This is a genomic window from Williamsia sp. 1135, from assembly GCF_002095395.1.
GTDB lineage: Bacteria > Actinomycetota > Actinomycetes > Mycobacteriales > Mycobacteriaceae > Williamsia.
This window is the reverse complement of the sequence record NZ_MJEI01000107.1, coordinates 1-26,714: the sequence shown is the minus strand read 5'-3', so window position 1 is coordinate 26,714 and position 26,714 is coordinate 1. Positions and strand designations below refer to the sequence as shown.

Here is a 26,714-nt window from a genome sequence, read left to right as displayed (position 1 = left end):
GTCAGGCGTCCGGCAAGGTGAGGATCTCGGCTCCGGACTCGGTGACCACGAGGGTGTGCTCGAACTGGGCGGTCCACTTGCGGTCGGCGGTCGCGACCGTCCAGCCGTCGTCCCAGATCTCGTATTCGAGGGCGCCCAGGTTGATCATCGGTTCGATGGTGAACACCATGCCGGGTTCGATCAGGGTGTCGATGTTCGGCTGGTCGTAATGCAGGATGACCAGGCCGTTGTGGAAGGTCTCACCGATACCGTGGCCGGTGAAATCACGAACGACGTTGTAGCCGAAGCGGTTCGCGTATGACTCGATGACGCGGCCGATCACGTTGAGCTCACGGCCCGGGCGCACCGCCTTGATGGCACGATTCGTCGCCTCCCGCGTACGGTCGACGAGCTCGATCACCTCAGGTGCGACATCGCCCGCGAGAAACGTCGCGTTGGTGTCCCCATGCACGCCGTTGATGTAGGCCGTCACATCGATGTTGACGATGTCGCCGTCTTCGATCACCGTCGAATCCGGGATGCCGTGACAGATCACCTCGTTGAGGGACGTGCAGCACGACTTCGGAAATCCCTTGTAGCCCAGAGTCGACGGATATGCACCGTGATCGATCATGTACTCGTGCGCCACCCGGTCGAGGTGATCGGTGGTCACCCCCGGGGCGACGGCCTTACCGGCCTCGGCGAGAGCATTGGCGGCGATCTTGCTCGCCAGTCTCATCTTCTCGATCGTCTCGGGGGTCTGCACCCAGGGCTCGTGACCTTCGGCGGCAGTGGACTTCCACACATACTCGGGTCGCTCGATGGTGGCCGGCACCGACAGAGTCGGCGAGATCTCGCCAGGGGCGAGTGGGGCACGAACAGGCATGCCTGCAGCCTATCTGTTCTTCGCGGGAGCCAGCCCCGCCGTCTCACCCACACGATCAACCGCGGGGCGGGCGACAAGTAAGGTGACACTCACAGCGCCGGCGGGATGGAGTGATGAATGACCGACACCAGGTTGCCCGGTCGCGGGCGGACCCGGATCATCGCAGCGTTGCTCACCGCGTTCGCCCTCGTGATCGCAGGATGCTCCACGGCCCCGATCAACGACCCCGCGACGAGCCCTCCCGCCTCCGACGGCACCCTGAGAACCGGGCCGCAAACCGCTCGGCTCACCGGTTCCGCCGTCGACCCGGTGGCCCAGAATCCCATCCCCACGCTTCCTGCCACCGCGAAGTCGATCGGTGGCGATGTCACGGTCACCGACATCGGACGCATCATCGCCATCGACCGCTCGGGCACCCTCGCCAACATCGTGTATTCCCTGGGTCTCGGCGACAACGTAGTGGCCCGGGACCGCTCGACGGTGATCCCAGAGGCCGAAAACCTTCCGGTGATCACCGACAACGGGCACTCGGTCAACATCGAGGCCGTGCTCGCCGCCGATCCCAGCGTCGTCCTGATCGACGAGGCCACGAACCCGCCCGGAACGGTCGCACAGCTGCGGTCCGCCGGCCTGCCCGTGGTCGTGTTCACGAAGGACCGCACGATCTCGGGTACCGGGCCGCTCATCGAGGCGGTGGCGGGCGCACTCGGTGTACCGCGCGAGGGCGAGGCACTCGCGGCGCGAACCACCCAACAGATCACCGCGGCCGAGAACCAGGTCCCGGTCGATGCCCGCGGGGCGAAGATGGCATTCCTCTACCTTCGCGGCCCTCGACTGCAATTGCTCGCCGGCCCCGGCTCCGGAGCCGACGAGTTGATAGCCGCCCTCGGCGGTGTCGACGCGGGCACCGCCGCCGGTCTCACTTCTGCGTTCACCACGGTGAACACCGAGGCGATGATCAACGCCAACCCGGCCGTGATCCTCGTGATGACCCAGGGCGCCGACTCCGTGGGCGGTCTCGAGCAGGTACTGAAACTGCCCGGGCTCGCCCAGACCGATGCCGGCCGAAACAACCGTGTCGTCCAGATGGACCAGGCCGAGATCCTGACCTTCGGGCCCGACACCGGGCGGGTTCTGAACGCGTTGTCCGAAGCGATCTACGTGTGAGTTCCGTGCGCGAAGCAGTCCGCAAGGGCACTGCCGGCGGCGACCGGCAGACACTGCCACGCAACGTCGTGATCATCGTCGCCATGCTCGCGCTGCTGGTGGTGTTGGTCGGCTGGTCCGCTGCGGTGGGCCAGGTCTACATCTCCCCTGCCGAGGTCTTCGGATCGGTGATGCACCACCTCGGCCTCGACATCGGGCCCATGCCGAGCTCCCCCAACGGCGAGGAGACGCTGTGGACGGTCCGGTTCCCTCGCATTGTCATGGGGCTGATCGTCGGGGCCACCCTTGCCTGCGCCGGCTGCCTACTTCAAGGTGTACTGGCCAATCCCCTGGCGGAGCCCGGCGTGATCGGGGTGTCCGCCGGCGCGGCGGTGGGCGCCTGTATCGCGATCGTGTCCGGCGGGATCTGGGCGAGCGTCTGGGGTCTGGCCGGTGCGGCGTTCATCAGCGCGCTGATCACTGTCGCGCTCGTCTACACCCTGTCCATGCGCGATGGGTCGTCGTCGCCGATCATGTTGATACTCATCGGTATCGCGGTCAACGCCTTCGCCTCGGGCATCATCGCGTTCCTGACCTTCCTCGCTGACACCAACGATCGGGAACAGATCGTCTTCTGGCAGCTCGGATCACTCCAGGGCATCGGGTGGAAACCGGTCTGGGTGGTCCTGCCCCTGGCCGCCGGCGCCATCGGGGTCAGCATGCTGCTGGTGCGCCGTGTGGACCTGCTGTCGCTCGGCGAAATACAGGCTGCCGCTCTCGGCGTACGCGTCGAGAGCGTCCGGCGGATCGTCATCTTTCTGGTCGCCGTGCTCACGGCAGCCGCGGTCGCGTTCACCGGCATCGTCATGTTCGTCGGCCTGGTGGTACCGCACCTGATGCGACTGATCGTGGGGCCCAAACACGCGATCCTGTTGCCGGCCAGCGTCATCGGTGGAGCAATTGTGGTGTGCGCAGCCGACCTCGGCGCCAGGACCCTGATGCACAATGCCGATCTCCCACTGGGGATGCTCACCTCGCTCATCGGCGGTCCGGTGTTCTTCCTGCTCCTGCGCCGGAGCAGGCACAGCGGGGTCGGCTGGTGACGGCGACGAAGCCCGCGCTGTCCGCGACCGGCGTACACGTGGCCATCGGTGGGCGCGACATCGTCACCGGCGTCGATCTTGTCGTCGGCAGCGGGGAGATCGTGGCGCTCGTCGGGCCGAACGGGTGCGGCAAATCAACCTTGCTCGCGGGCCTGGCCGGGGTGCGTCCGGTCTCTGGTGGCGCCGTCCGCTTCTCCGGCATCGATCTCTCCGACATCGCGCCGATCGAGCTGGCGCGCCGCCGCGCACTGGTCACCCAGCTCAACCGTGCGGACACGCCCTTCCTGGTACACGAAGTGGTGGAGATGGGCAGATTTCCCTGGACCCGAACCCATGAGGCAGCCCGGTCTGCCGATTTCGTCGAACAGGCGCTGACCCAATGTGACCTGCAAGGTGTGCGGGATCGTCCGTTCAGTCAACTGTCCGGTGGACAGCAGGCCCGCGTCTCACTCGCGCGGGCACTGGCGCAGCAGGCACCGGTCCTCATGCTCGACGAACCCACCGCGGCGCTCGACATCCACCACCAGGAGCGACTGTTGACGATTCTCGCCGAGCGTAGGAGCACAGGCGCGGCGATCCTGATCGTCGTGCACGACCTGTCGCTTGCCGCCGCGTACGCCGACCGAGTACTCGTCATGAAAGACGGCCGGCTCGTCGCGTCCGGGCCGACCACGCAGGTCATGAGCGCCGAATTGCTCTCGGAGATCTACGACCACCCCGTGATGACCTGGATCCATCCCGACACCGGACAGTTCATCGTGCTCCCGGATCGAACACCCGGGGCGGCGGGGTACCCCCCTCCAGCGCCCCGCCGACCCGAGTAGTGATCTGACGCGACAGTTCGGAAATCGGTTCCCTCGGATGACCGCAAAGTTCAGAAAAGTTTGCTACTGACGGTCCGGCAGCTCACTCGGGTAGCGCGGCAAGCATCTCGTGGGTGACCGCGACCGCATTGTCAGAACTGCCTCCGAGAACGACGAGGGTCGCAAAGGCAAGGTCACCGCGATACCCGGCGAACCACGCGTGCGAGCCGCCTTCGACCTCGGCTTCTCCGGTCTTGCCGTACACCTGGCCGAGGTCTTGCATTCGCAGCGCGGTTCCCGAGGCGATCACCTCGCGCATCATCGGGCGCATCTGACTGAGCACTGCGGGATCCATCGGCGGGTGTGGACCTGCGATCGTGGTCTCGCGTCCGACGATCAGCTGCGGTGTCGGGGTGGCGCCGTGTGCCACCGTCGCCGCGACCATGGCGAGCCCGAAGGGGCTGGTCAGGACTTTGCCTTGACCGAAGCCGTCCTCGGTGCGCTGCACCAGTTCAGGTGCAATCGGCACCGATCCGCTGTCGGTCGGCAACCCCACCACGTCGTATTCGGGTCCGATGCCCAGCGACGCCGCTGCCCGGGTGAGATCCGACGGGCCCATCTCGCTGGCCAGCTTCGCAAAGGTCGTATTGCACGAACGTGCAAACGCCGTCTGCATCGGGACAGTGCCCAGCCCGAAGCCGTTGTAGTTCGGCACGCTGCGCTCACCGATGGTCACCTCACTGGGGCAACCCACCAACGTGGACGGAGTTGCCAGCCCAGTGCTCATCGCCGCCATCGACGTGACCATCTTGAAGGTGGAGCCGGGCGGGTACAGACCGATGGTCGCGATCTGACCGTCGGCGTCCGCGAGTTCGTTCTGGGCCACCGCGAGAATCCGCCCCGTCGACGGCTGGATCACCACCATCGCGACCTGGAAGTCCTTGCGCTGGTCGACAGCTCGCTGCGCGGCATCCTGGACCTGACGCGACAGCGAGATCTCGACCGACGGCGCCGGATCCGGCTGCGTCTCTGCGAGAACGTCGGCGTCCACGCCGTTCGGATTGACCGACACCACTCGCCAGCCGGCCTTCCCGATCAGATCCGCGGAGACCTCTTTCTTGACCTGGGTGAGCAACGTGGGTGCGAAGTCCGGATTCGGCGCGACCAGATCCGCCTGCTCGACCGTGCTGACCCCCGGCAATCCGGCCAGCTGATCGCGGACCAGATCGAAGTCTCGCTGCGACAACGTGATCACCGCATACTGACCGCCCAGCCCGGTCGCCTGCTCCGCGATGGCCTGGGCGGTCAGGGACGGATCGAATCGCCCGAGCGCGCCGGCGAGATCGCCCGCGGTCGACACCACCGCACCCGACTGTGCGGCGAGGGCGGCGTCGAACCGCACCTCATGGACGGTCCCGGGCACCAGCACGTTGGATCCGTCGTTCTCACGGACCGCGGCGCGCTGGGCGTCGATCGTGCGTAGGGCCATCGTCTGGTTGCCGCCGAGCTTGGGATGGATCGCTGCCGGGATCCAGCGGACCTGCCACCCCGAGTCGGTCCGCGACATCGCGATCGTGGCCCGGTACTTCCAGATGTGATCTCCGGGAAGCGTCCAGGTGTAGTCGGCGGCAACGGTGGCGGTGTCGCCCGTCACCTTCACTCCGGCGGTCCTCGCCGACATGTCGGTGGCGGACAACCCATCCCAACTGGCGGTGACTGCAGTCGCGGCGTCGTCAGGTCGATCCGTCGCCTCTCCCGCCCGTTGCGGGTCGTTGTCGGCGAATGCGGACAGGAAACGCCCTGCGGCGGCGCCCGGGCCATTGTCGTCGGCCGAACACGCCACCATCGAGGTGCCGAGCACCAGGGTGGTGGCGATCACCAGCAGACGGGCGGGCCGGCGGCGCAGGAAACGGATCATCACCGCTCATGGTATTTGTGGCGACGCCCCCAACCCGGTTGCCACGCAGGGCCCGGGAGACGCAGCGGAGCGGAGCAGGGCGTTGCCGCGGACGCTGCTCAGTCGACCAGCACGGTCGCGAACGTCCCGACCTCTTTCATACCGACCCGGCGGTAGGCCTCGCGGGCAGCGGTGTTGAACGAGTTGACGTACAGGCTCGCGGTCCGGCCGCCGGCGACGATGGCCTCGACGACCGAGGCGGTACCGGACGCCCCTAGGCCCAGGCCACGACGATCCGGCGTGACCCAGACACCCTGGATCTGTCCCACCTGCCGCGAGAGCGCACCGACCTCGGCCTTGAACACGACTTCCCCGCGTTCGAATTTCGCGTACGCACGGCCCGCGTTGATCAGACCGGCGATACGACGTCGATAGGAGCGGCCACCGTCACCGGCGCAGGGATCGACACCGACCTCACCGATGAACATCTCGACAGCGGCAGGCAGATACGCGTCGATCTCGTCGAGCCGTACCCGCCGCACAAACGGGTCGCCTGGGATCGCCGGGGCGCTGGCGAGTGCCAGAAGTGGTTGATCCATCCGGATTTCACGCGCCGGACCCCAGTACTCCCGCGTGAGTTCCCACAGCGGCATGACGAGATCGGCAGGGCCGACGATGGATGAGCAGGCTCGCGGATTACGGACAGCGCGTTCTGCGAACGTGCGTACGTCGTCACCGGTGCCGATCAGTGGCACGAGATTGGCGCCCGAGAAGCACAGCGAGGTACCAGGCTGATTGTTGCTCCAGAGTTCGCCGCCGAGTGATCTCGGGTTGATGCCGTGGTCTTCGACCCGGGCGGCGACCATGCAGGCCGATACCGGGTCCTGCGCCAGGGCACGGGCAACCGCGTCGAAGTCCCGCTCACCGAGCGGGCGGTCACCCAACAGCTTCAGCACTGCGGCTCCCAGGTTCGTAGCAGGTGTACGGGACGTACCCGATCATTCTGCCAGGCGGGTGTGCCTGCGGTCAGCTCACCGTGACAATCGGTGCGCCCGCCGACTCACCGTCCCCGGATTCGCCTGCCTCCTCCGCGATACGCATGGCTTCTTCGATGAGGGTCTCGACGATCTGGGCCTCGGGAACGGTCTTGATGACCTCACCCTTGACGAAAATCTGGCCGCGACCGTTACCCGACGCGACACCGAGGTCGGCCTCCCGGGCCTCGCCGGGACCGTTGACGACGCAACCCATCACCGCGACGCGAAGTGGGATCTCCATACCTTCGAGTCCCGCGCTCACCTCATCGGCGAGTTTGTACACGTCGACCTGCGCGCGACCGCACGACGGGCACGACACGATCTCGAGCTTGCGTGGGCGCAGGTTCAGCGATTGCAGGATCTGATTGCCGACCTTGATCTCCTCGACCGGCGGCGCCGACAGCGACACGCGGATGGTGTCGCCGATGCCTTCGGCCAGCAGTGCGCCGAAGGCAACAGCCGACTTGATGGTCCCCTGGAACGCCGGTCCGGCCTCGGTCACCCCGAGGTGCAGCGGATAGTCACACTGGGCCGCCAGCTGGCGGTACGCCTCCACCATGATCACCGGATCGTTGTGCTTGACGGAGATCTTGATGTCGCCGAACCCGTGCTCTTCGAAGAGGCTCGCCTCCCACAACGCGGATTCCACCAAAGCCTCTGGAGTGGCCTTGCCGTACTTCTGCAACAGCCGCGGATCGAGCGAACCGGCGTTGACGCCGATGCGGATCGGGATGCCCGCGTCGCCGGCCGCCTTCGCGACCTCTTTGACCCGGCCGTCGAACTCCTTGATGTTGCCCGGGTTCACGCGCACCGCAGCACAGCCGGCATCGATCGCCGCGAAAATGTACTTCGGCTGGAAGTGGATGTCGGCGATCACCGGCAGCTGGGACTTCCTCGCGATCGCGGGCAGGGCTTCGGCGTCCTCCGGACGTGGGCACGCCACCCGGACGATGTCGCAACCGGCCGCGGTGAGCTCGGCGATCTGCTGCAGCGTCGCGTTGATGTCATGGGTCTTGGTGGTGGTCATCGACTGCACCGATACGGGATGATCGCTGCCGACAGCGACGGTCCCGACCTGGAGTTGACGGGTCTTGCGCCGGGGTGCGAGCACCGGCGGCGGTGCTGCGGGCATCCCGAGACCGATCGCGGTGGCGTCTGCACTCATTGTTGTCACTTCCTGCTTCGTTGGCTGTTGCGGTCGGCCTCGGAGGCCGGCGGGGGTCTAGAACGCTTTGATGGGGTTCACGATGTCCGCGGTCAAGGTCAGGGCCATGTATCCACCCATGATCACCAGCACCACGTACGTGATCGGCATCAGTTTCAGGTAGTCGACGGGCGCACCGACACCGAGCCCACGAGAGCGGCGCAGCGTGTTGCGCACCTTCTCATAACCCACGATGGCCATGTGCCCACCATCCAAGGGTAATAGCGGAACCAAATTGAAGAGCGCCAGGAAGAAGTTGATGCTGGCCAGCAGGAAGACGAAGAACCACCAGTAGCCATTGTCCGCGGCGTCTCCGCCGATCACCGAGGCTCCGTAAACACTCACCGGGGTGTCGGTTGCCCGCTCGCCGCCGGTCACGGAGGTCCAGAGGGCACCTATTTTGGACGGCAGTGACAGGAGCGAGTCCCAGGTCTTGGCAACCAGTTCACCGGTGAACACAAAAGCGGCCGGTACGGCTCCCGCCGCGGACGGGTGCGTGAAAGCAGGCGGGAGGTCGTAGGTGATGCCGACCATGCTGACGTCCTGGGTGGCCGTCACGGCGCCCTTGTCGTCGGTCTTGACCGCGGTGACCGTCTGAGGTGTGACCGTCAGATCGAGACTCTGGCCGCCGCGGTCCACTGTGAGAGCCACCGGCGCGGTGGCGGACCGAAGAATCGTGCTGAGCTCGGAGTAGTCGCTGATGCTTTTGCCGTTGGCGGCTACAACGGTGTCTCCGGGCAGGAGCCCGGCCTGCTCGGCGGGACCCGCGCCCGTGCACGGCGCGCTCTCACCGTTGGTCACGGTGTCGGAGACACACGACACCGCTCCCACCTTCGCCGGCGCACTCTCGGCGAGATTCGGAAGCCCCCAGGCCAACGCCATGATGACGATCAGCGCGAATCCCAGGATCAGGTTCTGCGCGGGACCGGCGGCCAGGACGACGATTCGCTTCCAGGCTTTTTGCTTGTACATCGCCCGGGACTCGTCCTCGGGTGCCAGTTCGTCGTGGGTGGTCATACCGGCTATGTCGCAGAAGCCGCCGAGCGGAATCGCCTTCACGCCGTACTCGGTCTCTCCACGACGGGTGGACCACAGGGTCGGCCCGAAGCCGACGAAGTAGCGACGCACCTTCATGCCCGTGCGCTGCGCGGCCCACATGTGGCCGCATTCGTGCCAGGCGATCGACGCCAGCAGTCCCAATGCAAAGAGCACCACGCCCAACGCAAACATCATCGGCCGCACTTACCCTTCTGGTGAACTTCTACGCGGAGGCACCGGCGACGAGTTGCCGGGCGCGCTCTCGCGCCCAGGCGTCGGCCGCCAGGACCTCATCCACCGTACCTGGATCGGCGGTCCATTGATCTGCGGCGGCGAGCACCTCCCCCACGATGTCGACGATCCGCGGGAACGCGATGACCCCGGCGAAGAAACCGTCGGCGGCGGCCTCGTTGGCAGCGTTGAACACCGCGGTCAGTGAGCCGCCCCGGGTTCCCGCCTCCCGAGCGAGGTCGATGGCCGGGAAGACCGCGTTGTCGACCGGTTCGAAGGTCCATGAACTCGCCTGCGAGAAGTCGCACGCCGCCGACGCACCCGGGATCCGGTCCGGCCACCCCAACGCCAGTGCGATCGGGAGTTTCATCGATGGTGGGGACGCCTTCGCAATGGTCGCGCCGTCGACGAAGGTGACCATCGAGTGCACGATCGACTGCCGGTGCACCGTCACGTCGATGCGGTCGTAAGGGACGTCGAACAGCAGGTGCGCTTCGATGACCTCGAGCGCCTTGTTGACCAGGGTCGCGGAGTTCAAGGTGATCATCGGGCCCATCGACCACGTCGGGTGTTTACCTGCCTGCTCAGGAGTCACGTCTTTCAGTTGCTCCGCATCCCAACCGAAGAAGGGTCCCCCCGAGGCGGTCAACACCAGACGGTCGACCTCTGAGGCGGTGCCGCCGCGCAGGCATTGCGCGATGGCCGAATGCTCTGAGTCCACGGCGACGATCTGTCCGGGCGCCGCGGCCGCGAGGACCAGCGCGCCACCTGCGACCAAGGACTCCTTGTTGGCCAGGGCGAGACGGGCACCGGTGGCCAGCGTCGCCAGTGTCGGCCGAAGGCCCAGCGACCCGACCACCGCGTTGAGGACCACATCAGCGCCGGACTTCTCGATCAGTTCGACCATCGCGTCGGGTCCCGAGGTGATGCCCTCGACTCCTGCGGCTGCGGCCACCTTGTCGGCAGCCGCGCGATCGGCGACCGCGACCGCCGAACCGGGCAACCGCCAGTCGGCGATCTGCCGGGCCAGCAAGTCGATGTTCCCGCCGCCTGCGCCGAGGCCGACGACCGAGAACCGATCGGGGTTGGCGGCGATCACCTCGAGCGCCTGCGTACCGATCGATCCGGTGCTGCCGAGAATCAGAACTCTAGTGGTCACCGCTCCAGTGTGGTCGATCCGCCCGCGTTCGCGCCGCCCGACTCCCGATCCGACGCGCCTGGTGCCGGATGTCGTTCGATCCAGTGGCGGGCGATGTCGATGCGACGGGTGATCCAGACCTTGTCGTGGGACTGCACGTGGTCGAGGAATCGCTCGAGCGCCGCGGTCCGGCCCGGCCGTCCGGCGAGCCGGCAGTGCAGTCCGATCGACAGCATCTTGGGCGCGCCTGCCGCTCCTTCGGCGTAAAGGACGTCGAAGGCATCACGCAGGTGAGCGAAGAACTGGTCACCGGACGGAAACCCGGCAGGCGAGGAGTACTTCATGTCGTTGGTGTCCAGGGTGTAAGGCACCACGAGGTGATCGACGGCCTGTTCTGGAGAGGCGTCGGGCGCCGACAGCGAAGGACCGCCGACAGGTACCTTCAACCAGTAAGGGAGATCATCGGCGTAGCTGTCGGAGTCGTAGACGAAGCCTCCGTGCTCGACGACGAGTCCCCGCGTGTTCGGTGAATCGCGACCCGTATACCAACCCAGGGGCGCACTGCCGGTGAGATCGGTCAGGATCTCGATCGCCTCGGCCATGTGGGCCCGTTCGACAGCCGGATTGATGAGTTGGTAGTTGAGCCAACGCAATCCGTGCGAGGCGATCTCGTCGCCCCGCTCGATGAAGGCCGCCACCGCCTCGGGGTTGCGGGCCATGGCCTGCGCCACGGCAAAAATCGTCAGCGGCAGTTCACGGCGGTCGAACACCCGGAGCAACCGCCACAGGCCGGCCCGGGATCCGTACTCGTACAACGACTCCATGCTCATGTGCCGATTCGGGAATGCGGCGACGCCTGCCATCTCCGACAGGAACGTCTCACTGCCGCGGTCGCCTTCCAGGACGTTGTTCTCGGAGCCCTCTTCGTAATTGAGAACGAACTGGACCGCGATGTTGGCCCCGCCCGGCCACTGCGGATGGGGCGGGGTGCGGCCGTATCCGATCATGTCGCGGGGATACTCGGACGGCGCATATCTCTCGGTCGGCACGGCGTTCATTCTCACACCGTGGGCCTGACCTCGCAGAAGACGCGGCTCGCGACGGTGACGCGACCCCTGCCGAACCCATCAGCGGCCACGGGTCACCCGCCGCGATATGCTTCGGACGAGAAAAGTCGGATCGCAACCAGCAGGAGTAGCCGTGGCCAGCACTGAGGTCGAGTACAAGCCCGAGCCCGCAGACGCGCCTTCGGCCCGATTCGGCTGGCACGGCGAAGGCATGAAGACGTACAAGATCGCCGCCTGGGTGTCGGTCGTCGCCTTGCTGGGCATGGTCATCGGAAATCATGAGGGCCACGTCGAAGACTGGTACCTCGTCGGATTCGCCGCGCTGATCGTCTTCCTCCTGGTCCGCGGCGAGGTCCTCGGCCGCGGTAAGTGGAAAAAGAAGAAGTAAAACCGCAACCTTCTGACCGTCGACATGCGAGCGGGCCGCAGTCCGGCTGCCTTCTTTGCCGGACTGGTCGCCTGGGCGCTGATCATGGTCAGCGCGTGCAGCAGCGGCCGGGTCGGCGTGTCGGGTACTGATTCGGCGCAATCGAGCATCGCGACGTCCAGGTCCACGTCCACGTCACCGTCACCGCCACCGTCGCCGGTGCCGCCCAGCACGACGGCGCTCGATCCCGCGCTGGAGATCAGGGACGCCGACGGACGTACGCCGCTCGTGGTCGCGACCAAGTCCCGGGACACCGACTCCGCACGAAGGTTGATCCTCGCGGGGGCGGACGTCAACGCGAAAGACAACATGCAGGACTCGGCATTTCTTTACGCCGGGGCCGAGGGACTGGACGACATTCTCGTCCTGACCCTCGATCACGGTGCGGATGTGAACTCCACCAATCGGTTCGGCGGTACCGCGCTCATCCCCGCGGCCGAGAAGGGCCACCCGACCACAGTCCAGATACTGATCGACGCGGGCGTACCCCTGGACCACATCAACGCCTCCGGGTGGACCGCACTCCTCGAAGCAGTCGTCTACGGCGACGGTTCACCGACCTACCAGGACATCGTCTCCCGGTTGCTTGCCGCCGGTGCCGATCCCGGCATCCTGGATTCGCAGGGACGAACAGCCCTGCAGATCGCGCAGCAACGTGGGCAGACCGGCGTCGCGCGCCTGCTCGGTGGCTGAGAACTATTTCTCTTCCGCCGCCAACTGTCCACAGGCAGCAGCGATCTCTTGCCCGCGGGTGTCGCGAACCGTGCACGAAACACCTTGAGCGATCACCCTTTTGACGAACTCTCGTTCTGCGGGCTTAGGGCTTGCGTCCCACTTCGATCCCGGGGTCGGGTTGAGCGGGATGAGGTTCACGTGGACCAGCGATCCGAGCGCCTTGCGGAGCTTCTCCCCCAGCAGATCTGCTCGCCATGGTTGATCATTGATGTCGCGGATCAGCGCGTATTCGATCGATACGCGGCGTCCGGTGCTGTCCGCGTAGTAGCGAGCCGCGTCCAACACCTCTTTGACCGACCAGCGATTGTTGACCGGGACCAGGGTGTCGCGCAGTTCATCGTCCGGGGTGTGCAGGGAAACGGCGAGGGTGACCGTGAGTCCTTCGTCGGCCATCCGGCGGATCGCGGGAGCCAGTCCGACTGTCGACACCGTCACCGATCGTTGCGAGATGCCGAGTCCGTCGGGGGCGGGCGAGGTGATCTTGCGGACGGCATCGATCACCCGCTTGTAGTTCGCCAACGGCTCGCCCATACCCATGAACACCACATTGGAGAGGCGGCCGGGCTCGCCGAGCTCGCCGTCACGCATCGCCCGCGCGGCGGAACGCACCTGGTCGACGATCTCCGCCGTGGAGAGGTTCCGGTCCAGCCCTCCCTGTCCGGTCGCGCAGAACGGGCACGCCATCCCGCATCCCGCCTGGCTCGAGATGCACAGGGTCGCGCGGTCCGGATAGCGCATGAGCACCGACTCCAGCAGCGTGCCGTCGTGCAACCGCCACAGGGTCTTGCGAGTGGTGTTGTCGTCGCAGGCGATGTGGCGGATCACGGTCATCAGTTCGGGGAACAGAGCTTGACCCACCGACTCCCGCATCGCGGCGGGCAGGTCGGTCATCTCCGCCGGATCGGCATTGAATCGGGAGTAGTACTGACGGGCCAATTGGTCTGCGCGGAACTTGGGCAGGCCGAGTTTGGTCACCGCGGCAACGCGGCCTGCCGCGTCGAGGTCGGCAAGGTGTTGCGGCGGTTTGCCACGTTTCGGCGCGTCGAATACCAGCGGCAACGGACCAGTCATCATCAAAGCGTGACGTAGATTCGCCACAGATGCCAATTCGATCACTGTGATTGTCGTTTCGCCCTACTCGGGCGCACCATAGAGCCATGACGTATCAACCGCCCGAGGGCTACCAGCCGAGCCCCGATTACGACCCCACCAAACCCGATGCGGCATACCCGACCGATGCAGTCGAGACCGCCCCGCCCGCCGCGGACCACCGCGAAGAGGTGCGTAGACAGGCTCTCGACGACGTCAGGCACACGCGCACGCGTGCGGCCTGGGTCGGTTTGATCGTCGGCGCGCTCGTCACGCTCATCCTGCTGATCTTCATCGTCCAGAATCTCGACAGTCAGAACATCGACCTGTTCTTCTGGACGGTCAACCTGCCGGTGGGCGTGAGTCTGCTGATCGCAGCCATCCTCGGCGCAGTGATCACGGCGATCGTGGGCAGCTTGCGAATGCTGCAGGTTCGACGAGCGGTCAAGAAGGCCCGGCCCTAGCCGCTCGTCAGAGGAGGGCTCCCAGGATCGCCCAGACGACGAACGCGCACGGCAGAATGGAGTCGAGACGATCCATGATCCCGCCGTGTCCGGGCAACAGGGTTCCCATGTCCTTGATCTTCAGATCGCGCTTGACCTGTGATTCGACCAGATCACCGAGAGTGGCGCAGATGACGAGGACCGGACCGAGGACCAGCCCGATCCACCACTGCGCGTCGAGCAGGTACACGACGGTGAGTACTGCGCCGACGATGCCGAAGACCATGGACCCGGCCATGCCTTCCCACGACTTCTTCGGACTGATGGCCGGGACCATCGGGTGTTTACCGAAGGTCACACCGGCCACGTAGCCGCCGACGTCCGAACAGACCACCACGATCATCAGGGTCAGTACCCGCGCCGCTCCGTCGTCCTGCAGCACCATCGACGCCCCGAAGGCACCCATCAGCGGTAACCAGGCGAGCACGAGGGTCGTCCCTGCGAGATCCTGCAGGTAATTCTCCGGGGCGGCTTGTAGGCCCTGCGACAGCAACTTCCAGATCATCGACACCAGTACCGTGGCCGCCAGAGCGACCACCGAGCCGGAGATGCCCCACGGCCAGCTGGCCCACATGATTGCCTGGCCGCCGACGAGGATGGGGATCAGTGCGACCTTGATTCCACCGTCACGGAGGCGTTTGGTCACTTCCCAGCTGGCCACGGCGATCGCCACCGCGACCACGCCGAACCACACCTCGGGCACGAATACCAGGATGAGGATCAGCGAGACGCCGAGCGTGCCACCGACTCCGATGGCAGCCGGCAGGTCACGGCCGGCCCGCGAGGTGGAGCCCTTGGGAGCCGGCGCCGCTGCGCCGCCCGGCCGGTCTGTGTCGGTCACTGTCGTCTGCCTACCCCTTCGCCACTGCCCGTTCGGTCATCGAATGCGATGACCTAGACCTCGAGCAGTTCACCCTCTTTGTGTTTGACCAGTTCATCGATCTGAGTGACGTACGAGGCCGTCGTCTTGTCGAGATCCTTCTCGGCGCGCGTCACCTCATCTTCACCGGCCTCGCCGTCCTTTTGGATGCGTTTAAGCTCATCCACCGCTTTGCGCCGCACGTTGCGAATCGAGACCTTGGCGTCCTCACCCTTGGCCTTGACCTGTTTGACCAGATCGCGCCGACGGTCTTCGGTCAACTGCGGAATCGACACACGGATGATGTTTCCGTCGTTGGTCGGGTTCACGCCCAGGTCGGAGTTGCGGATCGCGGTCTCGATCAAACCCAGTGATGACGGCTCATAGGGCTTGATGACGATCATGCGGGCCTCAGGGGTGTTGATCGACGACACCTGCCCGATCGGCGTCGGTGACCCGTAGTAGTCGATGGTGACCCGATTGAACATGGCGGGGTTGGCACGCCCGGTGCGCACTGAGCCCATGTCGTCGCGCGCGACGATGACGGCCTTCTCCATTTTTTCCTCGGCGTCCAAGAGCGCGTCGTCGATCATGGTGTCCTCCGTTGACTTGTGCGGGTGCGGTCTGGTTGTGCTGCGCGGGATACCGGTCAGGTACTGACCAGTGTTCCGATCTTCTCACCTGCGACCGCTCGAGCGATGTTGCCCTGCTCGAGGAGGTTGAACACCAGCATCGGCATCTGGTTGTCCATACACAGGCTGAAGGCGGTCGCATCCGCGACCTTGAGGCCCTTTTCGAGGACCTCGCGGTGCGTGATCTCGCGGTAGAGCGTCGCGTCAGGGTCTGTCCGGGGATCGGCTGAGTAGACACCGTCGACACCCTTCGCCATCAACACGACCTCGGCCTGGATCTCCAGGGCGCGCTGCGCGGCGGTCGTGTCGGTGGAGAAGTAAGGCATACCCATGCCGGCGCCGAAGATGACGACGCGGCCCTTCTCCAGGTGACGCTGTGCACGCAACGGAATGTACGGTTCGGCGACCTGCCCCATCGTGATGGCAGTCTGCACGCGGGTGACAATGCCCCGCTTCTCCAGAAAATCTTGCAGCGCAAGAGAGTTCATGACGGTGCCGAGCATGCCCATGTAGTCGGACCGGGCCCGCTCCAGGCCACGCTGCTGCAGTTCGGCTCCCCGGAAGAAGTTACCGCCGCCGTTCACCACCGCGATCTGGACACCGGTGTTGACCACCTCGGCGATTTGATCCGCGACGGTCGACACCACATCGGGGTCGAGGCCGACTTTGCCGCCACCGAACATCTCTCCGCCGAGTTTGAGAACGACCCGCTTGAATCCGGTGCGTTCCTGTGCGACGTCGTCGGTCATGTTGGCATCCCTTTCGAGGTACGGGCAGCGATCGCGTTCATGCTATCGAGATCAAAGGCTGGCTATCGAGATCAAAGGCTGGCAATCGAGGACAAAAGAGCACGGGCCTGTTGAGCGCAAAAGAACCCCGGCGAATCTGGCGATTCGCACGGGGTTCTTCTCACGTGATTCAGGCCTGTCCGACCTCGAAACGGGTGAACGACACAACCTGTGCCCCCGCCTCGTCGAGTACGGCCTTGACGGTCTTCTTCGACTCCTGAACCGACGCCTGGTCGATCAGCACCACGTCCTTGAAGAAACCGTTGAGACGGCCGTCCACGATCTTGGACAGCGCCGCTTCGGGCTTGCCCTCCTCGCGGGCGGTCTGCTCGGCGATGCGACGCTCGGAAGCGATCACATCCTCGGGGACCTCGTCGCGGGTGGCGTACTTGGCGCGCAGCGCGGCGACCTGCATTGCGGCGCCACGAGCGGCCTCTGCGGCCTCCGGGGTGTCGCCGGTGTACTCCACCAGCACGCCGACGGCAGGCGGCAGATCCGACGCCCGCTTGTGCAGGTACGACGCAACGTTGCCCTCGTGGTAGCTGACCCGGTTCAGGACCAGCTTCTCGCCGATCTTGGCCGAGAGTTCCTGGATCAGCTCGTCGACAGTCTTGTCGGCGACGGTGGCGGCCTTGAGGACATCCACATCGGACGTCTTCGCGGCAACCGCGGCGTCGAGGACCTTGGCGGCCAGCGCCTGGAACTCGTCGTTCTTCGCCACGAAGTCGGTCTCTGAGTTGATCTCGATCATCGCGCCGTCTTTGGCGGCGATCAGACCTTCGGCGGTGGACCGCTCGGCACGCTTGCCGACGTCCTTGGCGCCCTTGATACGCAGCTCTTCGACAGCCTTGTCGAAGTCGCCATCGTTGTCGGCGAGCGCGTTCTTGCAGTCGAGCATTCCGGAGCCGGTGAGGTCGCGGAGCCGCTTGACGTCAGCGGCGGTGTAGTTCGCCATGGGTGGGCGAGCCTCCTGTCGGATGTGTCTGGATCGGTGAACCAGAAGTGGATCAGGCCTGGGCGGGGGTTTCCGCGTCGGCTGCTGCGGGCGCCTCGGCTGCTGCCGGGGCTTCTGCTGCGGGAGCTTCTGCCGCAGGCGTGGTGGCCTGGGTCAACAGTTCCTGCTCCCACTCGGCGAGGGGCTCCCCGGCGGCACCTTCGGGCTTGGTGTCGGCGCCCGTGTTCTGCCCTGCCCGTGCCTGCACGCCTTCGGCGACCGCAGACGCGATCACGCGGGTGAGCAGCGCGGCACTGCGGATGGCATCGTCATTACCCGGGATCGGGTAGTCGACGACGTCGGGGTCGCAGTTGGTGTCGAGGATGGCGATCACCGGGATGTTCAGCTTGCGGGCCTCACCGACGGCGATGTGCTCTTTGTTGGTGTCGACGATCCACACGGCCGAGGGGACCCTGGACATGTCCCGGATACCACCGAGGGTCCGGTCCAGCTTGGTCATCTCACGCGTGAGCATGAGGATTTCTTTCTTGGTGCGACCTTCGAATCCGCCGGTCTGCTCCATGGTCTCGAGTTCCTTGAGACGCTGCAGACGCTTGTGGACGGTGGAGAAGTTGGTGAGCATGCCGCCGAGCCAGCGCTGGTTCACGTACGGCATGCCGACGCGAAGGGCCTCGGAGGCGATGGATTCCTGAGCCTGCTTCTTCGTACCGACGAAGAGAATGGTGCCGCCGTGGGCGACCGTCTCCTTGACGAACTCGTACGCCTGGTCGATGTACGTCAGCGTCTGCTGCAGGTCGATGATGTAGATGCCGTTGCGATCGGTGAAGATGAATCGCTTCATCTTCGGATTCCAACGACGGGTCTGATGCCCGAAATGAGCGCCGCTGTCCAGCAGCTGCTTCATGGTTACGACAGCCATGTACTTCACTTTCATGTGCAGTTTGTCGTCGGCTCCCGGTTGGTCGCCGACCCTGGCACCTGACACGTGTGGAACCCGCAGCGGAGCATTGCCACTGCCCGGGACTGCCCACACGCTGTGTCGTCCGAGGTGAATCGGCAGACCGCAGGCGCGCGAAGTCACTCCCGCCGCAGCGAGAGCGCCACATGAGTCTACGCTCGCGGGCCCCTGAGACGAAATCGCATCCGGCGGGTGCTCACGACGTGTTGTCAAGGCCGTACAGCGAACTGTGGATGACCCCGTGATCCCTCCACAATCGTGCAGTTGACCTCGACTGTTCGACTCGAATCGCCCATCGTCTACCGCATGCGATTCTGGTGGGCCCTCGTGCGTGCGGCAGTGCTGTTGACGGTGCTCGCCACCGCGCCGCCATTCCTGGCAGAACTGTCCGCATCGCCCGCGCACGCGGCGCCGCGGGGTTCGGCGGACTTCGGTTGGCCGTTGACACCGACCCCGGCCGTCGTGAAGGGTTTCGACCCACCCGGCGAGCGATGGCTTCCCGGTCATCGTGGTGTCGATCTGGCAGCACCCGCCGGCGCGGTCGTGCGAGCCGCCGGGCGGGGCGTGATCAATTTCGCGGGGACGGTCGGCGGCAAGCCAGTCGTCTCCATTCGGCACTCCGACGGGCTGCTGACCACCTACGAACCGGTGACGGCATCGATCAGGTCCGGCCAGCCGGTGAACAGAGGTGCGCCGATCGGGACGCTGGTGGCGGGGCATGCGGGGTGCAGCACTCCATGTCTGCACTGGGGCGCGCGCCGGGGAGCCGGGGCGTCTGCGGTGTACTTCGACCCGCTCGCACTACTCGGTCAGATCCAGGTTCGACTCAAACCGATCGCCCCGGAGGACCACGGTGAACCGCAGGAGGATTGAGCAGACTCAGGCGCGGGGATGCGCCTGATCGTGCACCTTGCGCAGACGTTCGACGCTGACGTGGGTGTACAGCTGCGTCGTCGCCAAGCTGGCGTGACCGAGCAACTCCTGGACCACACGGAGGTCGGCCCCACCCTCCAGCAAGTGTGTGGCCGCGCTGTGCCGAAGCCCGTGCGGGCCGAGATCGGGGGTGTCGGGTAGGGCCGCGAGCACTCGATGGACCACGGTCCGAGCCATCCGCTGATCGAGTCGACCGCCTTTCGAGCCCACCAGCAGAGCGTTGCCGGCTTTGGCCTGCGCGAGCGCGGGTCGGCCGCTGCGCAACCAGGTGTCCAGGGCCGCGGCGGCAGGTGCGCCGTAGGGCACGGTTCGCTCCTTGTTGCCTTTGCCGATGACACGCAACACATTTCGCGAGGAATCGATGTCGCCGATGTCGAGACCGCAGAGCTCGCCCACCCGGATACCGGTGGCGTACAACACTTCGACGATCACCCGGTCTCGTTGTGACAGGGGTGCGTCTGGGTCACAGTCGGGTTCGGACGGGTTCATCGCGGCGGCCGCCTGGCTCGTACTCAAGACTCCGGGCAGCGTTCGGTGCGCTCGCGGCGCCTGCAGCCGGGTGCCGGGGTCGACGGCGAGAACGCCTTCGCGCGTCGCCCACGCCGTGAACCTCTTGGCAGCCGAGGCCTGCCGGGCGATGGTGGTACGAGCGGCCCCTTGCTTGCTGTGCGCGGCCAGCCATGCGCGCAGTACGGGCAGATCGATCGCGGCCGGTGACAATCCGCGCGCACCGGCGAAGCTCACCAGGGATCGCGTATCACCGAGGTAAGCGCGCACAGTGTGTTCGCTGTGACCACATTCGAGCCGCAGATGGCTCTCGTAGTCGTCGATGATCGTCGCACTCACCTGCTCAGCCAACCCACCGGGAGGGCCGCCTGCAAGCCGCCACACCCGTCCCCGCCGATATTGTGTTGTTGTGGCGGCGCCGACTTGGCCTTTTGTCCGCCACAGGGACCCATCATCGGGTCAGGCGGTGATGCCGGCTTTCTCGTCTCGACTGCGCTGACTGGCCTTCCACTCACGAAAGCCCTCTTCTGTGTGTCCACGCCGCCAGTACCCACTGATCGACGCATTACCGGCGGAGACCCCGCGTTCCTTGCGGATGTATCCGCGGAGGTTCTGCATCACCACTTCGGCCTCACCGTGGATGAAGACCTGGACCGAGCCCGGTAGCCATTCCGCGTCGCGGACGGCCGAGACAAGAGGAGCGTTGGCGCCGCCGTGGGCATCACTGACGGCGTCTGAACTGACGCCGCGGTGCAGCCAAGTTATCTGCGCGGTTTCCGGCGCGGCGAGCTCGATCTCGTCCTCCGGTCCGGTGACCTCGATGAAAGCCTTTGCGACGGTGCCCGCGGGCATCGCCTCGAGTGCCGCGGCGAGGGCGGGCAGGCCCGCCTCGTCGGAGGCCAGCAAGTGCCAGTCGACATCGGTCTTGGGCCGGTAGCCACTGCCCGGGCCGAAGAAGTTGATCACTTCACCGGGCTGAACATTGGCCGCCCAGGGCCCCGCCACTCCCTCGTCGCCGTGCACGACGAAGTCGACGGCGATCTCGCGAGCGACCCGGTCGACGCTGCGCACGGTGTAAGTACGCAGGATCGTCGGTTCGTCCGAGCTCAACTTGTCGCGCAGTTTCCCGAGACCGGACTTCGACGCTCGGTCCGCCGCATCGGCGGGAAAGATGAATTTGACGTACATGTCCGTGTCGTCCGATGCCTGGAAGTCGTCGAACCCGGCACCACCGAGGTACACCCGCACGAGATGTGGGGTGATCTGTTCGGTCCGCTGCACCGTCATGGTGTTTTCTCGCTTGGCCACGCGAAAGTCCTCTCGTCGGCGGCACCTACGGTCGAGCTGCGATCTGCATCGGCTCTGGCCGCCCGGAACCACCGTACCCGAAAATAGGGCACCCTAAGTCGCCGCGATGGGAGGCGGACCACCGCTAGCCTCGTGGACATGCCGACAATTCTCATCACCGGCGCCGCACGCGGCATCGGTCTCGCCATCACCGAGCGCTTGGCGGCGTCGGGCTGGGACGTCATCGCAGGTGTCCGAGATGAACGGTCAGCCGACGAGCTGAAGGCGCCGCACGTCACGCCCGTCATTCTCGACATCACGAACCCAGATCACGTTGCCGAGCTGGACCGGCTGCTGCCGCAGCGACTCGATGCCGTGGTGAACAACGCCGGAATCGTTGTCGGCGGCCCGGTGGAGGCGCTGACCCCGGATCAGCTCAGACACCAGCTCGATGTCAATGTGATCGGCCAGCATGCGGTCACCCGCGCGGTGTTGCCGCGGTTGCGGGCATCGCAGGGGCGAATCGTCTTTGTGTCGTCGATCAGTGGTCGCGTCGCCACTCCGATGACCGGCGCCTACAACGCCTCGAAGTTCGCTCTGGAAGGAATGGCCGACGCGTTGCGTATGGAGTTGGCGCCGTGGAAGATCCGGGTGGTCCTCATCGAGCCCGGACAGACCGACACCGACATCTGGCGCGATGCCGAGACGACTCTCGAGGACACGGTCGAGAACATGACGACCGAGCACCGCGCCCTGTACTCCAAACAGATCACCGGCTACCGCAAGTCGATCCCGCTCTCCCAGAAGGTCGCCGTTCCCGCCGAGTCGGTGGCGGCATCCGTCGAAACAGCGCTACGCGCCAAACGACCCCGCGCGCGGTACGTGGTCGGGCGAGCGAATCAGGTACAGGCCGCGCTGGTCGGCGCCATGCCGACCGCGCTGTCTGACAGAGTGATTCGCATCGTGACCGGCGTCCCTCGACGTCCGTGAGGCTCATCGGCGCGGCGCCAGCATCCACCCCGATCCGCCCAGCGTGACGAAACCGCGTGCTTCCAACGCTGCCAGTCCCGAGCGGACAGCACGCACGTCGAGTCCGGCAGTGAAGGCGACCTCGCCGACGGTCACAGCGCCCTTGGCAGGTATCGCTTCATAGACCCGGAGCTGCTGGGGATCGAGTTCGTCGGTGCGTTTGCCGGACCCGCCGCGACGAGGAACACCTGCGGCCGCACCGGCCGCGCTCGCCCCATCTGGTTCGGCGAGCCGCACGATGTCGCTTGCGTCGGTGACGAGTTGAGCAAGACCGTCAGCGATCATCCGATGGCAGCCGACGGACGTCGCCGAGGTGACGGGTCCGGGCACCGCTCCCAACGGGGTGCCCAGCTTGCGCGCCCAGGCAGCGGTGTTCGCGGCGCCGCTGCGACGGCCTGCCTCGACGACCGCAACGACCCGAGACAAGGCCGCCACCAGCCGATTTCGCGTCAAGAACCGATGTTTGGCGGCCGAGGTACCAGGGGCGTACTCACTGACGACCAGACCCGTACGAGCGATTTCTGCGAGAAGACGAGCATGTCCGGTTGGATAGTCGCGGTCGATGCCACACGCCAGGACCGCCACCGTCGTTCCCTCGGCGGCGAGCGCGTTGCGATGGGCTACCCCGTCGATTCCGTACGCTCCGCCGGACAGCACCGACCACCCGTCGACCACCAGGTCGCCCGAGATCGATGCGGTGACGTGCTCGCCGTACGCGGAGGCAGCCCGCGACCCGACCATGCCGACCGACCGCGCCACGGCCTCGTCGAGCCGCGCGGGACCACGTACCCACAAAGCGGTGGGCTCACCTCCCTTCACCGCCGTGTCGGCATTGCCGAGACTCAGCAGTTGCCAACCCGGCCATTCGTCGTCATCCGGCGTGACCAGCCGACCGCCGATCCGATCGACAGCGTCGAGGTCCGCGGCGGCCGTGTTGGTCTCCCACCTCGCTTCGGTGGCCTGCAAGACGGCGGCATGCGAGGGCGGTACCGACCTCGACGCCACCGCCGCGGCGGCTTCCTGAACGCCGACATCCGCGATCAGGGCCACGATCGCAGCACTCGGCGGTTCGGCGACGGCGGCCAGATAAGCCCAGGCTCGCCGCTGTTGTTCGTCGATCACGTTCTTCCTCTCAGCTGTATCCGCGATCGCGGAACATCAGGGCTTGTGCCACATGGTCTTCGGTGGGTTGGTCAGTGCCGGCGAGGTCGCACAGCGTCCATGCCAGCCGAAGTGCGCGATCGGCACCGCGTGCGGTGACCCGACCGTCCCGCAGGAACAATTCGATCGGCCTGGTCACCGCGGGTGGAAGCCGAAACTCGCCGCGCCGCAACGCCGAACCCGGCACCTCGGAGTTGGTCTGCCAGCCGTGCGCAGTCCAGCGCTCCCGGGCACGCGCACGGGCGGCGACCACGCGCTCGCGGACCTGCGCGCTCGACTCAGCGGCGCCGCCGCTGAGTGCGGCGTTCCCGGGAGGATCCATCCGGACTCGGATGTCCACCCGGTCCATGAGCGGTCCGGACAACTTTCCGAGGTAGCGCCGGCGCGCCGAGGGCGAACACACACAGTTGACGTCGTTTGCCGGTGCGCATGGGCATGGGTTCGCTGCCAAGATCAGCTGAAAGCGAGCCGGGAACAGCGCCATCCCGTCACGACGGGCCACCCGAACCTCGCCATCCTCGAGCGGGGTCCGCAGTGTTTCGAGCACCTTCACCCCGAGCTCGGCGCACTCGTCGAGAAAGAGGACGCCGCGGTGCGCCCGCGACACCGCCCCCGGCTTGGCCATCCCGGTACCGCCACCGATCATCGCCGTCACCGTCGTACTGTGATGCGGGGCGATGAACGGCGCCTCGACGATCAACGGATGATCAGCAGGCAAACCACCGGCAATCGAATGAATCGCCGTGACCTCCAACGCCTCCGACTCACTCAGCGGCGGCAGAATCCCCGGCAACCGCCGCGCCAACATCGTCTTACCGATCCCCGGCGGACCCGTGAGCAACAAATGATGGGCACCCGCCGCCGCGATCTCCATCGCATACCGCGCCTCATCCTGACCCACCACATCACACAGATCAGGACCGGCGACCACCGGCGGACTCGACACCACCGGCCCGACCGTGTCCAGCACCCCCACACCCCGCAACCACTCCAACACCTCCCGCAGATGCGACGCCCCACCCACCTCGATCCCCGAGACCAGCGTCGCCTCCGCCACATTCGCCAGCGGCACCACCACATGCGTGAAACCGGCCGCTCGCGCAGCCACCACCGCAGGCAACACACCCCGCACCGGGCGCACCCGACCATCGAGAGCGAGTTCGCCCACGAACACCGTCTTCTCGAGCAACCCCGACGCAAACCCACTATTCGCCGACAAGACCGCCAACGCCAAACCCACATCGAACGTCGACCCCGACTTCGGCAACGTCGCAGGCGACAACGCCAACGTGATCCGCCCCTCCGGCCACTTATCCGGATCGCTCTCCCCCTCCCCCGAACCCCCCTTGCGCGCCGCCGCGGTATTGGTGATCGCCGCCCGCACCCGATCCTTCGCCTCCTTAAGCGCCGCATCACCCAGACCCACCAAATGCACCCCCGGCAACCCCTGCCCGATAGAAGCCTCGATCTCGACAATCACCCCCTCCACCCCGGTGATCGCCACCGACCGCACCCTGCCCAGCTTCATCTCAAAACACCCCCCGCAGATGCGTCACCGTCGGCAAAGCACCCCAATTGAGCTGCACCGCAACGACGTCGAAACGAATCACCGGCCAGTGCACGTCCTGCTCCGACAACCACATCCCCGTCAACCGACGCATCCGCTGATACTTCGCGGGCGTCACAGCCTCGGCCACATCACCGAACAGCGAACCCGACCGAGTCTTCACCTCCACCACGACCAGGTCCCGCCCCTCGGCCGCGATCACATCCAGCTCGCCATACCGACACCGCCAATTGCGGGCCAACACCACCCACCCCAGCCCATCCAGGAAATCGACAGCAAGATCCTCACCCAACTGCCCCACCTCACGACGCGAACGGCGAGCCCCACCTACCCCTGACTGATCCATGAACCAACCATGACCACCCACACCCACAAGACCTCAGACAACAACCCCCACCCGACACCGACCTGTGCACAACCACCACAACTGTGGATAGATCCGCCCTTGCGGACGCAGGAACTGAGGTTCCCCCCAAACCGTAGAGGCATCGATAATGAGGAGCACGATGTCTGAGAAGCGGAAGAAGTACGACCGGGAGTTCCGTGATGGGGCGGTCCGGATCGTCGAGGAGACGGGTAAACCGATCGCCCAGGTCGCGCGCGATCTGGGGGTCAACGAGGGCACCCTGGGCAACTGGGTCAACCGTGCGCGCGCCGAGCGCGGCGGCGAGGATGAGGCGAGCGGCGATAGTGCTGCCGAGCTCAAGCGGTTGCGTGCCGAGGTGGCCGAGTTGCGGATGGAGCGCGATGTTTTAAAACGATCGGTGGTCCTGTGGGTGAAGGAGGCGACGAAGTGATGCTGGCCCGCTTCATCGCAGAGCAGAGGACCACCTATCGAGTGCCACATACGGTCACGTGCGCGCTGCTTGGCGTGAGTATGGCGTGGTTCTACAAGTGGTTCAAGCGTTCTCAAAAGCCGGGTGCAGCAACAGGATTGCATACCGCGCGTGACTATCGGCGCGACACGGTAGACCGCGCAGTCAAGGTCAAGTTCATGACATTGCGGGGCTTGCATGGTTCCCCGCGGCTGCACGTGGACCTGCGTGAGGACGGGTGGACAGTGAGCGAGAAGACGGTCGCGGATTCGATGCGCCGGCAGGGTTTGGTGGCACGCCGGATCCGTCGCCGAAACGGGCTGACCCGGCAGGACAAGACGGCACCGAAGTTCCCGGATCTGGTGCGCCGGAACTTCACCGCGACGCGTCCGAACGAGAAGTGGGTCGGCGATATCACCGAGATCCCGACTGCGGCCGGGAAGTTGTATCTGGCGACCGTGATCGACCTCTACAGCCGCCGATTGCTGGGTGCGGCCACCAGCGTGCATCCAGACGCACCGCTCGCGTGTGCAGCAATCGAGATGGCGGTGGCCACCCGAGGCGGTAAGCAGGCCATAAGGCGTGACGAGGAGTCCGAACGGGTCATCTTCCACAGTGACCGCGGGTCGACGTACACCTCCAACAAGTTCACCAAGCTGTGCCGTCGGATGGGACTCCGTCAGTCGATGGGCCGCGTCGGGTCATGCTTCGACAATGCCGCTGCCGAAGCGTTCTTCTCTTCCCTGGAGTGGGAGGTACTGTCACGCAACGATTTCGAGACTCTTGCCGGAGCCAAGGCCGGTGTGCTTGACTGGTGTTACGGCTTCTACAACCACGTCCGCCGGCACTCCACGATTGGGATGGTCAGCCCCATCGACTACGAGAACGCTGCAGTCGCGGAGCCCGAAGCCGCATAGAGGAGTCCTCCACGATTTGGGGG

28 protein-coding genes are annotated in these 26,714 nt (G+C 65.8%); 10 read left to right on the top strand and 18 right to left on the bottom strand.

Translation table 11 applies throughout. The annotated features are described in order from the left end of the window. Nucleotide 1: 1 nt before the first annotated feature. A complete protein-coding gene (gene map, locus BFL43_RS26305; protein ID WP_084896247.1) occupies nt 2–865 on the bottom strand; it encodes a type I methionyl aminopeptidase in 864 nt (287 codons plus the stop codon). Nucleotides 866–982: 117 nt separating this feature from the next. Between map and BFL43_RS26300 the strand changes: the two genes are divergently transcribed. From BFL43_RS26300 to BFL43_RS26290, 3 genes are all read left to right on the top strand, one after another. Further along, complete coding sequence (locus BFL43_RS26300) at nt 983–2,032, top strand: ABC transporter substrate-binding protein (RefSeq protein ID WP_084896245.1); 1,050 nt, start codon at nt 983–985, stop codon at nt 2,030–2,032. A gap of 83 nt (nt 2,033–2,115) precedes the next feature. Then, nucleotides 2,116–3,114: an iron ABC transporter permease gene (locus BFL43_RS26295; protein WP_084896823.1), complete on the top strand. Its 999-nt coding sequence runs from the start codon at nt 2,116–2,118 to the stop codon at nt 3,112–3,114. Beyond that, nucleotides 3,108–3,938, top strand: a complete 831-nt coding sequence (locus tag BFL43_RS26290) for a heme ABC transporter ATP-binding protein (protein WP_084896821.1) — start codon at nt 3,108–3,110, stop codon at nt 3,936–3,938. The genes BFL43_RS26295 and BFL43_RS26290 overlap by 7 nt, the downstream gene beginning before the upstream one ends. Before the next feature lie 82 nt (nt 3,939–4,020). Here BFL43_RS26290 and BFL43_RS26285 read toward each other — a convergent pair whose 3' ends face one another. The 6 genes from BFL43_RS26285 to puuE all read right to left on the bottom strand — a co-directional run bounded on the left by BFL43_RS26285 (nt 4,021) and on the right by puuE (nt 11,520). After that, nucleotides 4,021–5,835 carry a penicillin-binding transpeptidase domain-containing protein gene (locus tag BFL43_RS26285; protein ID WP_084896243.1) on the bottom strand — a complete coding sequence of 605 codons (1,815 nt, stop codon included), beginning with the start codon at nt 5,833–5,835 and terminating at the stop codon, nt 4,021–4,023. 98 nt (nt 5,836–5,933) lie between these two features. Further along, nucleotides 5,934–6,770, bottom strand: a complete 837-nt coding sequence (locus BFL43_RS26280) for a GNAT family N-acetyltransferase (protein WP_084896241.1) — start codon at nt 6,768–6,770, stop codon at nt 5,934–5,936. A 70-nt stretch (nt 6,771–6,840) separates the two neighbouring features. Further along, a complete protein-coding gene (gene ispG / locus BFL43_RS26275) occupies nt 6,841–8,016 on the bottom strand; it encodes a flavodoxin-dependent (E)-4-hydroxy-3-methylbut-2-enyl-diphosphate synthase (protein ID WP_084896239.1) in 1,176 nt (391 codons plus the stop codon). A 57-nt stretch (nt 8,017–8,073) separates the two neighbouring features. Beyond that, entirely contained in the window at nt 8,074–9,288 is a 1,215-nt protein-coding gene (locus tag BFL43_RS26270) for a M50 family metallopeptidase (RefSeq protein WP_084896237.1), read from the bottom strand. Between the two features lie 28 nt (nt 9,289–9,316). Next, complete coding sequence (gene dxr, locus BFL43_RS26265) at nt 9,317–10,483, bottom strand: 1-deoxy-D-xylulose-5-phosphate reductoisomerase (RefSeq protein ID WP_084896236.1); 1,167 nt, start codon at nt 10,481–10,483, stop codon at nt 9,317–9,319. Further along, complete coding sequence (gene puuE / locus BFL43_RS26260; RefSeq protein ID WP_084896234.1) at nt 10,480–11,520, bottom strand: allantoinase PuuE; 1,041 nt, start codon at nt 11,518–11,520, stop codon at nt 10,480–10,482. The genes dxr and puuE overlap by 4 nt, the downstream gene beginning before the upstream one ends. A 142-nt stretch (nt 11,521–11,662) precedes the next feature. On the opposite strand from puuE, the gene BFL43_RS26255 reads away from it, so the two are divergent. Next, complete coding sequence (locus BFL43_RS26255) at nt 11,663–11,917, top strand: DUF2631 domain-containing protein (RefSeq protein WP_084896232.1); 255 nt, start codon at nt 11,663–11,665, stop codon at nt 11,915–11,917. A 24-nt stretch (nt 11,918–11,941) separates the two neighbouring features. Then, nucleotides 11,942–12,649 (top strand): ankyrin repeat domain-containing protein, encoded by a 708-nt coding sequence (locus tag BFL43_RS26250; RefSeq protein ID WP_240498504.1) that lies wholly within the window; start codon nt 11,942–11,944, stop codon nt 12,647–12,649. A 3-nt stretch (nt 12,650–12,652) separates the two neighbouring features. On the opposite strand, the gene rlmN is transcribed toward BFL43_RS26250, so the two are convergent. After that, nucleotides 12,653–13,762, bottom strand: coding sequence for a 23S rRNA (adenine(2503)-C(2))-methyltransferase RlmN (gene rlmN / locus BFL43_RS26245; RefSeq protein WP_084896817.1), 1,110 nt, complete (start codon nt 13,760–13,762; stop codon nt 12,653–12,655). Nucleotides 13,763–13,848: 86 nt separating this feature from the next. On the opposite strand from rlmN, the gene BFL43_RS26240 reads away from it, so the two are divergent. Then, nucleotides 13,849–14,244, top strand: coding sequence for a lipopolysaccharide assembly protein LapA domain-containing protein (locus BFL43_RS26240; protein ID WP_084896230.1), 396 nt, complete (start codon nt 13,849–13,851; stop codon nt 14,242–14,244). Nucleotides 14,245–14,251: 7 nt separating this feature from the next. Here BFL43_RS26240 and BFL43_RS26235 read toward each other — a convergent pair whose 3' ends face one another. From BFL43_RS26235 to rpsB, 5 genes are all read right to left on the bottom strand, one after another. Next, nucleotides 14,252–15,124: a phosphatidate cytidylyltransferase gene (locus BFL43_RS26235; RefSeq protein WP_084896229.1), complete on the bottom strand. Its 873-nt coding sequence runs from the start codon at nt 15,122–15,124 to the stop codon at nt 14,252–14,254. A gap of 53 nt (nt 15,125–15,177) precedes the next feature. Next, a complete protein-coding gene (frr, locus tag BFL43_RS26230; RefSeq protein WP_084896227.1) occupies nt 15,178–15,735 on the bottom strand; it encodes a ribosome recycling factor in 558 nt (185 codons plus the stop codon). 56 nt (nt 15,736–15,791) lie between these two features. Then, nucleotides 15,792–16,523 carry a UMP kinase gene (pyrH, locus tag BFL43_RS26225; protein WP_084896225.1) on the bottom strand — a complete coding sequence of 244 codons (732 nt, stop codon included), beginning with the start codon at nt 16,521–16,523 and terminating at the stop codon, nt 15,792–15,794. Nucleotides 16,524–16,692: 169 nt separating this feature from the next. Continuing rightward, nucleotides 16,693–17,517, bottom strand: a complete 825-nt coding sequence (gene tsf, locus BFL43_RS26220; protein WP_084896223.1) for a translation elongation factor Ts — start codon at nt 17,515–17,517, stop codon at nt 16,693–16,695. 52 nt (nt 17,518–17,569) lie between these two features. After that, nucleotides 17,570–18,436 (bottom strand): 30S ribosomal protein S2, encoded by an 867-nt coding sequence (gene rpsB / locus BFL43_RS26215; RefSeq protein WP_084896815.1) that lies wholly within the window; start codon nt 18,434–18,436, stop codon nt 17,570–17,572. A 303-nt stretch (nt 18,437–18,739) separates the two neighbouring features. Between rpsB and BFL43_RS26210 the strand changes: the two genes are divergently transcribed. Beyond that, nucleotides 18,740–19,348 carry a M23 family metallopeptidase gene (locus tag BFL43_RS26210; protein WP_346425997.1) on the top strand — a complete coding sequence of 203 codons (609 nt, stop codon included), beginning with the start codon at nt 18,740–18,742 and terminating at the stop codon, nt 19,346–19,348. A gap of 6 nt (nt 19,349–19,354) precedes the next feature. Here BFL43_RS26210 and BFL43_RS26205 read toward each other — a convergent pair whose 3' ends face one another. Next, complete coding sequence (locus tag BFL43_RS26205; RefSeq protein ID WP_240498503.1) at nt 19,355–20,254, bottom strand: tyrosine recombinase XerC; 900 nt, start codon at nt 20,252–20,254, stop codon at nt 19,355–19,357. 120 nt (nt 20,255–20,374) lie between these two features. Continuing rightward, nucleotides 20,375–21,223: a siderophore-interacting protein gene (locus BFL43_RS26200; RefSeq protein ID WP_084896220.1), complete on the bottom strand. Its 849-nt coding sequence runs from the start codon at nt 21,221–21,223 to the stop codon at nt 20,375–20,377. A gap of 138 nt (nt 21,224–21,361) precedes the next feature. Between BFL43_RS26200 and BFL43_RS26195 the strand changes: the two genes are divergently transcribed. Then, nucleotides 21,362–22,192, top strand: coding sequence for an SDR family oxidoreductase (locus BFL43_RS26195; protein WP_084896811.1), 831 nt, complete (start codon nt 21,362–21,364; stop codon nt 22,190–22,192). Between the two features lie 3 nt (nt 22,193–22,195). On the opposite strand, the gene dprA is transcribed toward BFL43_RS26195, so the two are convergent. The 3 genes from dprA to BFL43_RS26180 are packed head-to-tail and all read right to left on the bottom strand — an operon-like array spanning nt 22,196 to nt 25,305. After that, complete coding sequence (dprA, locus tag BFL43_RS26190; RefSeq protein ID WP_084896218.1) at nt 22,196–23,353, bottom strand: DNA-processing protein DprA; 1,158 nt, start codon at nt 23,351–23,353, stop codon at nt 22,196–22,198. 10 nt (nt 23,354–23,363) lie between these two features. Further along, nucleotides 23,364–24,920: a YifB family Mg chelatase-like AAA ATPase gene (locus BFL43_RS26185; protein WP_084896217.1), complete on the bottom strand. Its 1,557-nt coding sequence runs from the start codon at nt 24,918–24,920 to the stop codon at nt 23,364–23,366. Between the two features lies 1 nt (nt 24,921). Beyond that, nucleotides 24,922–25,305, bottom strand: a complete 384-nt coding sequence (locus BFL43_RS26180) for a YraN family protein (protein WP_084896809.1) — start codon at nt 25,303–25,305, stop codon at nt 24,922–24,924. Nucleotides 25,306–25,465: 160 nt separating this feature from the next. Between BFL43_RS26180 and BFL43_RS26175 the strand changes: the two genes are divergently transcribed. Both BFL43_RS26175 and BFL43_RS26170 read left to right on the top strand, forming a co-directional pair. Next, the gene (locus tag BFL43_RS26175; protein ID WP_084889699.1) at nt 25,466–25,756 is read left to right on the top strand and encodes a transposase; all 291 of its coding nucleotides are present in this window, start codon (nt 25,466–25,468) and stop codon (nt 25,754–25,756) included. After that, nucleotides 25,753–26,691 (top strand): IS3 family transposase, encoded by a 939-nt coding sequence (locus tag BFL43_RS26170; protein ID WP_084889697.1) that lies wholly within the window; start codon nt 25,753–25,755, stop codon nt 26,689–26,691. The genes BFL43_RS26175 and BFL43_RS26170 overlap by 4 nt, the downstream gene beginning before the upstream one ends. Nucleotides 26,692–26,714 lie beyond the last annotated feature (23 nt).